General features: G+C 58.1%; 10 protein-coding genes. 6 read left to right on the top strand and 4 right to left on the bottom strand.

All coding sequences use genetic code 11. The features are described from left to right. Window positions 1-101: 101 nt before the first annotated feature. The gene (locus CKW23_RS01230) at window positions 102-2,012 is read right to left on the bottom strand and encodes an ATP-binding cassette domain-containing protein (RefSeq protein WP_025260746.1); all 1,911 of its coding nucleotides are present in this window, start codon (window positions 2,010-2,012) and stop codon (window positions 102-104) included. 206 nt (window positions 2,013-2,218) lie between these two features. Between CKW23_RS01230 and CKW23_RS01225 the strand changes: the two genes are divergently transcribed. Then, window positions 2,219-4,147, top strand: coding sequence for a transglycosylase SLT domain-containing protein (locus tag CKW23_RS01225; RefSeq protein WP_025260747.1), 1,929 nt, complete (start codon window positions 2,219-2,221; stop codon window positions 4,145-4,147). Window positions 4,148-4,201: 54 nt separating this feature from the next. Here the strand turns inward: CKW23_RS01225 and CKW23_RS01220 are convergent, their stop codons facing one another. Both CKW23_RS01220 and CKW23_RS01215 read right to left on the bottom strand, forming a co-directional pair. Then, window positions 4,202-5,011, bottom strand: coding sequence for an MOSC domain-containing protein (locus CKW23_RS01220; RefSeq protein WP_025260748.1), 810 nt, complete (start codon window positions 5,009-5,011; stop codon window positions 4,202-4,204). 82 nt (window positions 5,012-5,093) lie between these two features. Beyond that, window positions 5,094-6,026 carry a chemotaxis protein CheV gene (locus tag CKW23_RS01215; RefSeq protein ID WP_025260749.1) on the bottom strand — a complete coding sequence of 311 codons (933 nt, stop codon included), beginning with the start codon at window positions 6,024-6,026 and terminating at the stop codon, window positions 5,094-5,096. Between the two features lie 492 nt (window positions 6,027-6,518). Between CKW23_RS01215 and CKW23_RS01210 the strand changes: the two genes are divergently transcribed. From CKW23_RS01210 to CKW23_RS01200, 3 genes are all read left to right on the top strand, one after another. Next, the gene (locus CKW23_RS01210) at window positions 6,519-6,929 is read left to right on the top strand and encodes a hypothetical protein (RefSeq protein ID WP_038399922.1); all 411 of its coding nucleotides are present in this window, start codon (window positions 6,519-6,521) and stop codon (window positions 6,927-6,929) included. A 266-nt stretch (window positions 6,930-7,195) separates the two neighbouring features. Next, window positions 7,196-8,089, top strand: coding sequence for a sensor histidine kinase (locus tag CKW23_RS01205; protein WP_025260750.1), 894 nt, complete (start codon window positions 7,196-7,198; stop codon window positions 8,087-8,089). Continuing rightward, entirely contained in the window at window positions 8,086-8,745 is a 660-nt protein-coding gene (locus CKW23_RS01200) for a response regulator transcription factor (protein WP_025260751.1), read from the top strand. Before CKW23_RS01205 ends, CKW23_RS01200 begins: the two co-directional genes overlap by 4 nt. On the opposite strand, the gene yegS is transcribed toward CKW23_RS01200, so the two are convergent. Beyond that, a complete protein-coding gene (gene yegS / locus CKW23_RS01195; protein ID WP_025260752.1) occupies window positions 8,729-9,646 on the bottom strand; it encodes a lipid kinase YegS in 918 nt (305 codons plus the stop codon). The two genes, CKW23_RS01200 and yegS, sit on opposite strands and share 17 nt — an antisense overlap. A gap of 482 nt (window positions 9,647-10,128) precedes the next feature. Between yegS and CKW23_RS01185 the strand changes: the two genes are divergently transcribed. Together CKW23_RS01185 and CKW23_RS01180 are read left to right on the top strand one after the other, a co-directional pair. Further along, window positions 10,129-11,565 (top strand): undecaprenyl-phosphate glucose phosphotransferase, encoded by a 1,437-nt coding sequence (locus CKW23_RS01185; protein ID WP_025260754.1) that lies wholly within the window; start codon window positions 10,129-10,131, stop codon window positions 11,563-11,565. Then, window positions 11,565-13,019, top strand: a complete 1,455-nt coding sequence (locus CKW23_RS01180; protein ID WP_095066892.1) for a mannose-1-phosphate guanylyltransferase/mannose-6-phosphate isomerase — start codon at window positions 11,565-11,567, stop codon at window positions 13,017-13,019. The genes CKW23_RS01185 and CKW23_RS01180 overlap by 1 nt, the downstream gene beginning before the upstream one ends. The last annotated feature ends 94 nt before the right edge of the window (window positions 13,020-13,113 follow it).

The following is a 13,113-nucleotide window of genomic DNA, read 5'->3' as shown; positions in this document are numbered from 1 at the left end:
ACGTCAGTAAGCACATTTATTCGCGAGAGGCCGGCACATCCAAAGAGATGTATCGGCCTCAATGACGCCTCGCGAATGCATTCGCTCCTACCGATTCGGTATCACTCGTCCAGTTCGGCCCAGCGCTCCAGCAAGGCATCAAGCTGAGCCTGCAGGCTTTCGACCTGAGCCAGCACCGCAGTGGTCTGCTCGGAAGAACGCTGATAGAAGCCCGGCTCGGCCATTTCGGCGGTCAGGGCAGCGATGAGCCCTTCCACTTCATCAATCTGCGCCGGCAAGGCTTCCAGTTCGCGCTGCTGCTTGTAGCTGAGCTTCTTTTTCGCAACCGGCATTTCCTGAGCGGCGACCGGTGCAGCCTGCACCACCGCGCTGTTCAGCTCGGCCTTGCCCGACTTGGTATCGGTCACGCCCAGCAGGCGCGGTGAACCGCCCTGACGCAGCCAGTCCTGATAACCGCCGACGTATTCGCGAACCTTGCCTTCGCCCTCGAACACCAGCGTGCTGGTCACCACGTTGTCCAGGAATGCCCGGTCGTGACTGACCATCAGTACGGTGCCCTTGAAGGTCAGCAGCACTTCTTCAAGCAGCTCCAGGGTTTCCACGTCCAGGTCGTTGGTCGGCTCATCGAGGACCAGTAGGTTGGCCGGCTTGCTGAACAGCTTGGCCAGCAACAGACGGGCACGCTCACCACCGGACAACGCCTTGACCGGCGTACGCGCACGTTGCGGGCTGAACAGGAAATCGCCCAGGTAGCTCAGGACGTGACGGCTCTGACCATCGATGTCGATGAAGTCACGACCTTCGGCCACGTTGTCGATCACGGTCTTTTCCAGATCGAGCTGGTGACGCAACTGGTCGAAGTAAGCGACGTCCAGACGAGTACCGACCTCGACCTTGCCCTCGGTAGGCTGCAGGTTGTCCAGCATCAGCTTGAGCAACGTGGTCTTGCCGGTACCGTTGGCACCCAGCAGGCCGATACGGTCCTCGCGCTGCAGGACCATGGAGAAATCCTTGATCAGCGTCGGACCGCCCGGATGAGCGAAGCTGACGCCTTCCAGCACCATCACCTGCTTGCCGGATTTCTCCGCAGTATCGAGCTGGATATTCGCCTTGCCGGTACGCTCGCGACGCTCGCTGCGCTCGACGCGCAGAGCCTTGAGGGCGCGCACACGACCTTCGTTACGGGTACGACGGGCCTTGATGCCCTGACGAATCCACACTTCTTCCTGAGCCAGACGCTTGTCGAACAGGGCATTGGCGGTTTCTTCCGCAGCCAGTGCCGCTTCCTTGTGGACCAGGAAGCTGGCGTAGTCGCCGTTCCAGTCGATCAGGCCGCCACGGTCGAGTTCCAGAATACGGGTCGCCAGGTTCTGCAGGAATGCCCGGTCGTGGGTGATAAACAACACAGCGCCCTGGAAATCCTTGAGGGCTTCTTCAAGCCAGGCGATTGCGCCGATGTCCAGGTGGTTGGTCGGTTCGTCGAGCAGCAGCAGATCCGGCTCGGAAACCAGTGCCTGGGCCAGCAGCACACGGCGACGCCAGCCACCGGACAACTCGGCCAGGGTCTTGTCAGCCGGCAGTTGCAGGCGGCTCAGGGTGCTGTCGACCAATTGCTGCAGACGCCAGCCGTCACGAGCTTCGAGTTCCTGCTGGACATGCATGAGCTTGTTGAGGTCTTCCTCGGTCACGCAGTTCTGGGCAAGGTGATGATACTGGGCGAGCAAGGAGCCCACGCCATCAAGGCCTTCGGCGACCACGTCAAAGACGGTCCGCTCGTCGGCCACAGGCAATTCCTGGGGCAACTCGCCGATCTTGAGGCCAGGCGCACGCCAGACAGCGCCGTCATCGGGCTTCTGCACGCCCTTGACCAGCTTCAACATGCTGGATTTGCCTGTACCGTTACGGCCGATGATGCACACCCGCTCACCACGGGCGATCTGCCAGGACACCTTGTCCAACAACGGCATGGCGCCGAAAGCAAGGGACACATCGCTGAATTTGAGCAGGGTCATGATCTTCTCCAAAAACCGGGCGCGCATTCTACCTGAGATCACCCGTGGATGTCGGCATTCATGCCACCGGGCAGCGACAGAGTGTGAAAGCCTTATAACATCCGGTTTCATTCAAGGGCGTTACAGCCTGCGGCAATGCTTTCACCCGAGGCTGGCAAAAGGCTAAGCTAGCGGCACTTTTCACGAATCATCTGCTCGGAAGTCTCATGCGCAGTCGCTTGTTCAGCTTTTTATCCTGCCTGCTGCTCTCTGCCACCGCGGCCCAGAACGCTCACGCGGCAGACCTCAGCCAACAACGCCAATATTACGACGAAGCAAAACGGGCACTGGCCAAGGGTGATTCGGGCCCTTATCAAATGTACAAATCGGCACTGGCCACTTACCCGCTGGAGCCCTACCTCGAATACGACGAACTGACTGCGCGCCTCAAGACCGCCAGCAATCAGGAAATAGAACGATTCCTGGCCGAACACGGCGACCTGCCCCAGGCCAACTGGATGAAACTGCGCTGGTTGCGCTGGCTGGCCGAACGCGGCGACTGGCAGCCCTTCGTCAAGTACTACAGCCCCAAGATGAATTTTGTCGAACTGGACTGCCTGTACGGCCAATACCAGTTGAACAACAATCTGCGCGCCGAAGGCTATGCCAACGCCGAAAAGCTGTGGATGACCGGCAAAACCCAGCCGGCCGCCTGCGATGCATTCTTCAGCCAGTGGGCTGCCGCTGGCCAGTTGACCGAACAGAAACGCTGGCAGCGTGCCAAGCTGGCAGCCCAGGCGCGCAACTACAGTCTGGCGAACACCCTGGTCAACAGCCTCAACTCTCTGGCGCCTCAGGGCAAGTTGCTGCTGGCCGTTGCCCAGAAACCGGAGATGCTCAATAACCCGACGCAGTTCGCTCCTGTGGATGAAGCCATGTCAGATGTGGTGGGTCTGGGCTTGCGTCGCCTCGCCAGACAGGACCCGCAAAAAGCCCTGGCCATGCTCGACGGTTACGCCGCGACCATGCACTTCTCCCGTGAAGAACAGGTGGAGATCGCAAAGGAAATCGGCCTGACCCTGGCCCGTCGCTATGACGACCGAGCTCTGGAGGTCATGACCAAATACGACCCCGAGCTGCAGGACAACACTGTGACCGAGTGGCGCCTGCGCCTGCTGTTACGCCTGGGACGCTGGGAGGATGCCTACGAACTGGCACGCCGCCTGCCTCAGGATCTGGCAAGCACCAACCGCTGGCGCTATTGGGAAGCTCGCGCACTCGAGCTTGCCCAGCCGAACAACCCGCTGATCCCGAGCCTGTACAAGGACGTGGCCAAGGAACGCGATTTCTATGGCTTCCTGGCGGCCGACCGGACCCAGAGCCCATACCAGCTCAACAACAAGCCTCTGGCGCTCAGCCCTGCCCTGGTCAACAAGGTTCGCAACACGCCGGGCATACGCCGCGCCCTGGAGTTTCATGATCGCGGCGAAATCGTCGACGGTCGTCGCGAGTGGTATCACGTCAGCCGTCTGTTCAGCCGTGACGAAATGGTTGCCCAGGCCAGGCTGGCCTATGACATGAAGTGGTACTTCCCGGCGATTCGCACCATCAGTCAGGCGCAGTACTGGGACGATCTGGATATCCGCTTCCCCATGGCCCACCGCGACACACTGGTCCGTGAAGCTCAGGTACGCGGCCTCCATTCGAGCTGGGTATTCGCCATTACCCGCCAGGAAAGCGCATTCATGGACGACGCCCGTTCAGGCGTGGGTGCCAGCGGCCTGATGCAGTTGATGCCGGCCACCGCCAAGGAAACCGCCCGCAAGTTCAGCATTCCGCTGGCCTCGCCACAGCAGGTGTTCAATCCTGACAAGAACATTCAACTGGGTGCTGCCTACCTGAGCCAGGTTCACGGTCAGTTCAATGGCAACCGGGTGCTCGCCTCCGCCGCTTACAACGCTGGCCCGGGCCGCGTTCGCCAATGGCTCAAGGGCGCGAACCATCTGGCATTCGATGTCTGGGTAGAAAGCATTCCCTTCGATGAAACCCGCCAGTACGTGCAAAACGTGCTGTCTTATTCCGTGATCTACGGGCAGAAGCTCAATTCACCACAGCCGCTGGTGGATTGGCATGAGCGGTTCTTCGACGATCTGTAAACGCTGCTGGAGGGCAAGTCAGCCGCGCTGCCTTGCCCTCCTCGACACAGCCAGTTACTCCAGAATCTCCACCGGCATCCCCACTTCCAGCACACCCGGCCCGTCATTGACCATATTCTGGCCAAACATCACATCCCCCTCGACTTCACGATAAGTCTTGAGAGTCGTCAGAGGCTCACGGTCTTCGCTGCGCTGGCCGGTAGCCGGATCGATGGTGGTCAGGATGCAGCGTGCGCAAGGCTTGAGGATGCGAAACTCCATCTCACCGATGCGGATGCGTTTCCAGTTGTCCTCGGCAAAGGCCTCGGCACCTTCGATGACCAGATTGGGCCTGAAGCGCAGCATCTCCTGAGGACGCCCGATTCTGGCAGACAGATCGTCGAGCGAACCCTGGCCAATGAGCAGCAAGGGGAAACCATCGGCAAACGAAACCTTGTCAGCGCCTGTGCCATAGCCACTGGGCAGCGAGCGTGCGCGATCCACCGGCACATACACCATGCGGGTCGGCTTGCCGATGAATTCGCTGACCCAGGCGGCCGCCTCCTCTCCCGCATCCGGCACCTGCAAGGTATCGCGCCAGACCGTCACACCGCGCAGAGTCGCCTCCACATCGACAGGCAGAGCCACATCCAGAGGCTGGAAACCGGGAGCAGAAAGGGTCACACCACCTGCCGCATTCCACAGAACGGACAGTTGCGACATGTGCGGCAAGGCACGCTGAGTGAAGAACCGTCCGCTGTTTGCGTCCACCAGCATCCAGCGTCGATCGCCTGCCAGCCCCAACTCATCGAACGCTGCGCGCTGCAGCACTTCGGCTTTACAGGATTTGAGGGGGAAACGATAAAGAGAAGCGAGACGTAGCATTGCCTGTTCCTTGGTGGCTCGAAAAACTGCGACATGAAAGTCGCAGCTTATACGAGGCGCCCCAGGCAAAGCAGCAAATGTTTCAGCCGTCGCTGACCATCAACAGGCGCTGGCGTACGACTTCAACCAGTTTGTCGGGCTGGAACTTGGAGAGGAAGTTGTCGCAACCGACCTTCTTGACCATGGATTCGTTGAAACTGCCGGACAATGAGGTGTGCAACACGATGTACAGACTGCGCAGACGCGGGTCGTTGCGGATTTCCGTGGTCAGGCGATAACCGTCCATTTCAGGCATCTCGGCATCGGTAAAGACCATCAGCAGTTTTTCCTCGACGTTCTCCCCGGCGTCCGCCCAGCCCTTGAGCATGTTCAGCGCCTTGAGACCATCGCTGGCCACATGCAGCTTGAGCCCCAGTTGCGAAAGAGTGTCGCGCAATTGGGCCAGAGCCACCTTGGAGTCGTCCACCAGAAGGATTTCACGACCACGAGCCTGCTCCAGAGCCGGATCTTCCAGCTTCTCGCGGGACACCTTGGCGTTGTAGGGCACGATCTCGGCGAGGACTTTTTCCACGTCGATAATCTCCACCAACTGGTCATCGACCTTGCTGATGGCAGTCAGGTAATGCTGGCGACCGGCGCTGGCTGGCGGCGGCATGATTGCATCCCAGTTCATGTTGACGATACGGTCCACGCCGCCGACCAGGAACGCCTGCACGGAGCGGTTGTATTCGGTCACGATGATGGTGCTGCCCGGGCCTGGAACCAGCGGGCGCATGCCGATCGCCTGGGACAGGTCGATCACCGGCAGCGTCTGGCCACGCAGGTTGACCACACCACAGACAAAGGAGTGACGCTGCGGCATCAGGGTCAGCTTGGGTAGCTGGAGCACTTCCTGGACCTTGAACACGTTGATCGCGAACAACTGACGACCGGCAAGGCGAAACATGAGGATTTCCAGGCGATTCTCGCCCACCAGCTGTGTGCGTTGATCTACTGTGTCGAGAATGCCAGCCATTTATAGCTCCTGAAGCGTTGATCACGATGGGTCTGCAGTACCTGTATCGGCTGCAACAGCCCGGACCTTAATAGCCATAAATACAATGTCCAAGCATTGATGTCACATTACCATCATGCTTTACTGATGTCGCACTGCCTGCGGTCAAATATGACAGAAAACTCTTCTTTGACCCCTACAAAAAACAGACTCGACGCATTCGAGCCTAGGGGTACCCCTGAGCCCTTATCAGGGCTGACCTGATATTCTCAACTCCCAATAGCCATTATTGTGACGCCATTCACAGTGAACGAATGGAATCATGCCTGTGTTCGTGTTCCAGTCCGACAACGGTTTGGCGCCACTCAAGGCTTCATTTTTCAGATGTTCACAAGCAATCCTTAAGCAATATTCGGAAACCCCCTACATACATTCATTTGAAATCACCATTAACTGTCGTCCATTCGCTGCGGGCGAAACAAATTCGCTACCTGAAATGCGTGGAGACAGAGGATGCTGAACAGTAATGAGTGGCAGGAAAAACACGATCAGTTCCTTAGCAACTCGCAGAACCTTCTCTGCAAGTCAGAGGAATGCCTGTCACACCTGGAAATGATCGGCGACGATGAAGACGCCATCGAAGGCCTGCTGACCAATCTGCTCAAACTGAGCCTCGAAGCACAGAGCGCTTCGATCGAAAGCCTTGCCGATTTCTCCAGAAAGCTGCAGCAGTGGCTCAGCGAAGCCTGCCAGTACCCGGGCTTTTCGCCGGAAATCCTGAATACGCTGAAAAGCTGCCTGGAATTGATGTCCTGGCAACTGGAACTGATCGATCCGCAAACCGGCGAACTGCTCATGGATTGCGATGAGCAGCAGGCGCTTCTGGCAAAGTTGTCTGAAATCTCCAGTATCAGCGACCAGTAACAGCAGGTTTACAAGCCATCCCTGCCCAAAGCCCCTTCCTTTTTAAACTCTGCAACCCCATGAAAACATCCAGAAACATTATTAAGAATGCCCACCACACATATTGACCGGCAATTTTCTGTTTACAGAAATGCAGGTTAACCATTAAATCGTCCTGCATTGAGACAAGATTACTGACCGGGAATGGACAGACTCTTGAGTTGACGAGCTGTTATACAACTGCCGGATATCGATCCGCACCGACCATACAAGTGGCGCCATTCGTTATGCATGTCAGCAGGAAGCTCTCAGGGTTTCGATACCTGAACACGAAAAACGGCCACTGGCTGACCAATGCACTGTGCATAAGCGCAATCCTGGGCAACATCGGGCTGTTCCTGAGTACCGATGCCCTGCCCCTTCCACTGCTTGCCCTCAACCTGATCACCTTCATCAGTATCTGGCTCACCCAACTGCGCAACCGCCAGCTGATCCAGCTCAAGCCTCAGGAACTGGCCGAACGTATGCTGGAGGTTCAGGAAAGCGAACGTCATCGACTCAGCCGGGAACTGCACGACGACATCGGACAGATGCTCACTGCGGCAAAGATCCAGTGCAACTGGCTGGAGCGTCGCCTGCCCGCAGAGGCGCAATCCCACGGCGCACAGCTGAATGCCATCCTTGAAGAAACCCTGGATAAAGTGCGCGACCTGTCCAGCATTCTCAATCCCCGCCAGCTGTCGAGCCTGGGACTGGAGGCCAGCCTGCGAGCCCATCTGCTGAAGAACCTCAGCGACAGTCAGGTACGCTGGAGCCTGGAGTGTCAGCAGCGGCTGGCCGGCATTCCCGAAGAAATGGCCATGGCCGCCTTTCGTATCGCTCAGGAGGCCGTGACCAACGTGCTGCGTCACTCCCATGCGAAAAACCTGCTGGTGCGCCTGCAGCGCCTGCCCGGCGGGCTTTCGCTCTTTATCTCGGATGACGGCGTCGGCTTCGAGCCAACAGACAACCCCGCAGATGCCGGCCAGCGCGGCATGGCAGGCATGGCCGAACGCGTCGCCTTGCTCAATGGTTCCTGGAGCCTGCACAGCACGCCGGGGCAAGGCACACAGATCGACGTATTGTTTCCCTGGGCCCCTCGTACACACGAGCGGGCCAATGCACACAAGAAGCCTCAATGACTTGCAATCTACTGCTGATCGATGACCACTCGCTGATCAGGGCGGGCGTACGCGCTCTGATTTCAGACATTCCCGGCTACGCCGTCATTGGCGAAGCGGCCGATGGCAGCCAGCTGGCGAGCCTTGCGCTCGAACTGCAACCTGACATCATCCTTCTGGACATTACCATGAAGGACACCAATGGCCTGGATGCTCTGGAGCAACTGCTTGCGGTACAGCCCCACAGCAAAGTGCTGATCATCTCCATGCACACCGACCCCGACACAATCATGGGCGCCCTGGAAATGGGGGCTCACGGCTATCTGCTCAAGGATGCTACCGCCAGAGAGCTGGAGCAGGCGCTGGAAGCCCTGCGCAACGACGAACGCTATCTGAGCCCCGCCATCGCCCATACCGTGATCAACCGGGCCTTGCGCGGTCCGCGCACCAACAGGTCCGAAGCCCTGGACAAATACAATCTCACCGCTCGCCAACTGGAGATACTGCGTCTGGTGGTACGAGGCAAATCCACCCGGGAAATCGCCATTGGACTGGGCCTGAGCATCAAGACCGTGGAGAGTCACCGATCGCAGATCATGAAGCGCCTGCAGATCTACGATGTTGCCGGGTTGGTACTGTTCAGCGTGCGTGAACGGATCATCAGTCTGGACGATTGAGCGCCTGAACCGCTCCGAGTACAGGTGAATTCTTCGGCAGATGGACCTGCAAGGCCGCCGGACGTGCCACGAAACGCAGGTTCTCGCCCGATAGCGGCTCACCATCCAGATTGATGTCCAGCCCCTGGGCAGACTTGAGTTCGACCCAGGGCAAGCGGGCACGTACAAACATGTTGTCGATCCCCAGGCCGCCTTCGAGCAGGCTCTTGAGCGTGCCGACCACTTCCTGGGGCGCTGGCAGGATGCTGATATCCAGCATGCCATCATCGACCATCGCCTCTGGACACAGCACATGTCCGCCTCCGGCCTGACGACCGTTACCGATGCCCAGGGCCAACAGATTGCCACGCCAGTGGAAGTCCGGCCCGACCAGCTCACCGTGAGCAGCATGCAGCTCGCTGAAGCGCGACAGCCCGGTAAACAGATAGGCTGCGCCGCCCAGCACCTTTTTCAGGTCTTCGGACGTATTGGCCGTGACCTGGCTGCCAAAGCCACCGGTGGCCATGTTCAGGAACAATTTGCCGCCGACTTCGCCGAGGTCCACTGCACGCGGCTCCACATCCAGCAGATCCAGCGCGTCAGCCACTTCCAGCGGTACACCAGCAGCCCGGGCGAAATCGTTGGCAGTGCCCAGTGGCAGGATAACCATACTGCTGTTGGTACGAGCCTGGGCCAGCGCTTCGGCTATGTCGCGTACCGTCCCGTCACCGCCTCCGGCAATGATATGCCGGTGCCCTGCGGCCAGCGCCTCGGTGACCAGCCGCTGGGCATCACCGCCCTCCCAGGTCAGTCGCACATCAAGGTCCCAACCTTGTTTGCGCTTTTCCAGCACGGCGTTGCGGACATCCTCGTTAAGCGACTGCTTGCCGTGCAGAATCAGAATCGCTCTGCGTTTTGTCATGACGCCTCCCCATGTTCGATGATCTGTACAGACACAATTTCCGTATAGCACTTGATGTGACCCCGCCGGGCAGGAAAAGGCCCGTCCCTGAGGATAATTTTTTCCGGGGCACCAACAACGCAGGATTACCCGAAATTACTGGGGAAAAAGTCCTCGAAGACCCTGTGCAGCACTATCAAGGGCAAAATAATATCGCCAGAGTGAAACTTTTTTTGTGTCATGAGCTTTACTGTCAAGAACCCCCCATTTGAGGTGGTTAACCTTCAAAATGCAGAGAAACACTTACGCTATCAAAGGCTTTGGATACCTTGAAAGAATTGACAATACTTCAGGAGAACAAGGGAAAAAACCAAAAACGACAAATAAATGGCTTTTCTTAAGACAAATAAATAGAAAAGATATTTTTTTGACTCTACGATATGACGACTGACAGATCATGGACCGGTGCTCGAGCCATGAGTGCCATGTAGTGAGGGAGCTTTATGCGGTTGCAACCAGTCGACAGTCTTTCGCTGACACGCACCAGCCTGGTCGAATACTTCCTTTTAGGCATCCGTCTGATACATGGAGTTTCCTGCATCCTGCCGGGGATGCTGATCCTCGCGATGATGCACAACGGCACTATCGAAAACCTCAAGGACTACGCACTGATGCCGCTGTTCTTCAGTGTCGTCTGCGTCCTGATCTTTCAGGCACTGGGGGTTTACTCCGAAGCGCTGTTCAGCAACGCATTGCGCTTGCGCGTCATTGCTTTCGCCTGGTCTGCCGCCTTTGGCCTCTTGCTGTTCATGCACCAGACCATGGGCTTTTTCGAGCACCTGAGCAACGAGCAACTGATTTTCTGGTACCTCAGCAGCCTGGCTCTGTTCTGCATCGTCCGTTTGCTGATGCTGGTGTTTTTCAAGCACCAGATGCGTAAAGGCATCTTCCTGCAGAACGCCGTGATTCTGGGGGCTACGGAAAACGGCATGCGCCTGGCCGAATACCTGCTTGAGCATCAGGATATCCGTTCGGGGGTAACCGGCTTCATCGATGACCGCATCGGTCGCATGCCCAAGACCGTCGCCAACCTGCCGTTGCTGGGCAACACCAGCGATCTGGAGCGATTGATCCGTGAGGAAAAAGTTACCCAGGTGCTGGTTGCCCTGCCCTGGACTGCCGAAAACCGCATGGACTACATCATTCGCGAACTGCGCAGGCTGCCGGTGAATGTCTTGCTGGTGCCGGACATGATCGCCTTCCGGCACACCCACAATCGCATTACCGAAGTCGCCAAGCTGCCGATGTTCAATGCCTCCGATGTGCCGCTCAATGGCTGGTCGCCGTTCTTCAAGCGTGCCGAAGACATTGTGCTGTCGACCCTGGCGGTGCTGGCGCTGTCACCGGTCATGCTGCTCATCGCCCTGGCAATCAAACTTGATTCTCCGGGCCCGGTGCTGTTCCGGCAAAAACGTTATGGCTACAACAACCGATTGATCGAGGTCTTCAAGTTTCGCTCCATGCATCAGCATCAGGCCGATGCAACCGCCGAGCAACAAACCACCCGAGGTGACGCCAGGGTCACTCGAGTCGGGCGCTTCATACGCAAGACCAGCCTGGATGAGCTGCCACAGTTGTTCAATGTCGTGGCAGGCAGCATGTCGATGGTGGGACCTCGGCCCCATGCAACGGCAACCAAAGCGGCCGGCATTCTCTTCGAGCAAGCGGTGAAGGAGTACACGTCACGCCACAGGGTCAAGCCAGGCATCACCGGCCTGGCACAGATCCATGGCTATCGTGGTGAAACAGACACCGTGGAAAAAATCGAAAAGCGCGTCGAATTCGATCTTGAGTACATAGAAAACTGGTCCGTCTGGTTCGACCTTTACATCCTTATGCGCACTGTTCCGGCAGTGCTCTTCACTCGTGAGGCTTATTGATGAGCAATCTCATCCCCTGCATCATCGCCGGCGGGTCCGGCACCCGACTCTGGCCAGTCTCTCGCGAAGCCATGCCCAAGCCTTTCATGCGCCTTCCCGATGGCGAAAGTCTGCTGCAAAAAACCTTCAAACGCGCCACAGGGCTGCCGGAAGTCGAGCGGCTGCTGACGGTCACCAACCGTGAAGTGTATTTCCGCACAGCTGACGACTATCGCCAGCTCAACAAGACCAGACTGCCTCTGGATTTCATCCTTGAGCCTTTTGGCCGCAACACGGCGGCAGCCATCGCCGCGGCGGCGCTGCATGTGGCCCGGTTGTATGGCGACAACGCCAAGCTGCTGGTGCTGCCCGCCGACCACCTGATCACCGATGTCGACGCCTTCTCAAAAGTGGTAGGAGTCGCCCAGGAACTGGCCGAACAAGGCTGGCTGGTGACCTTCGGGATTCTGCCGACCAAACCGGAAACCGGTTTCGGCTATATCGAAAAAGGCCCGTCACTCAATGCCGAGGGCTATCAGGTCGCACGGTTCGTCGAGAAGCCGGATGAAGCCACTGCCCAGGGTTATGTGGACGGCGGACTGCATCTGTGGAATGCAGGGATGTTCTGCATGCGCGTCGATGCCGTACTGCGCGAACTTGAAATCCATGCTCCCGACGTGCTGAAAGCGGTCAAGGCCTGTCTTGAAAAGAGCATCAGCAAAGAAGGCAACCATGAACTGCAACTGGAACTGGACAGCGAGCTGTTCGGCCAGGTGCCGGACATCTCCATCGATTACGCGCTGATGGAACGCTCGCAGAAAGTCGCCGTGGTGCCGTGCCAGCTGGGCTGGAGCGATATTGGCTCCTGGCAGGCCGTGCGCGAACTCACTGCCGCAGATGCACAGGGCAACCAATGCAATGGCCAGACCGTATTGCATGACGTGACCAACTGCTACATCGACTCGCCGAAACGCCTGGTGGGTGCGGTGGGCCTGGACAATCTGGTCATCATCGATACGCCGGACGCCTTGCTGATCGCCGATGGCACGCGCAGCCAGGACGTGAAAATCATCGCCCAGGAACTCAAGCGCCAGGGTCACGATGCCTATCGCCTGCACCGCACCGTCACCCGGCCATGGGGCACTTACACCGTGCTCGAAGAAGGCAAGCGCTTCAAGATCAAACGTATCGTGGTTCGCCCGCAAGGCTCGCTGTCACTGCAGATGCACCACCATCGCAGCGAACACTGGATCGTGGTCAGCGGCATGGCACGGGTCACCAATGGCGAGCGGGAATTCATGCTCGACACCAATGAGTCGACCTTCATCAAACCCGGCCACACGCACCGTCTGGTCAATCCGGGAGTCATCGATCTGGTGATGATCGAAGTCCAGAGCGGCGAGTATCTGGGGGAAGACGACATCGTGCGTTTCACTGACATTTATGGCCGGGCACCGGAAGCGGCCAAGGCATGAAGTTCGACGGTAAGGACACCATGGCACGTACACACACAACGATGAGGAACTGAACCACCACGCACTGGACAGGCAGTACCGGCCAACATGATTT

This window comes from Pseudomonas sp. Irchel 3A18 (genome assembly GCF_900187465.1).
GTDB classification, from domain to species: Bacteria; Pseudomonadota; Gammaproteobacteria; order Pseudomonadales; family Pseudomonadaceae; genus Aquipseudomonas; species Aquipseudomonas cichorii.
The sequence above is the reverse complement of the archived record's forward strand: the minus strand, read 5'-3'. Positions and strand labels throughout refer to the sequence as shown.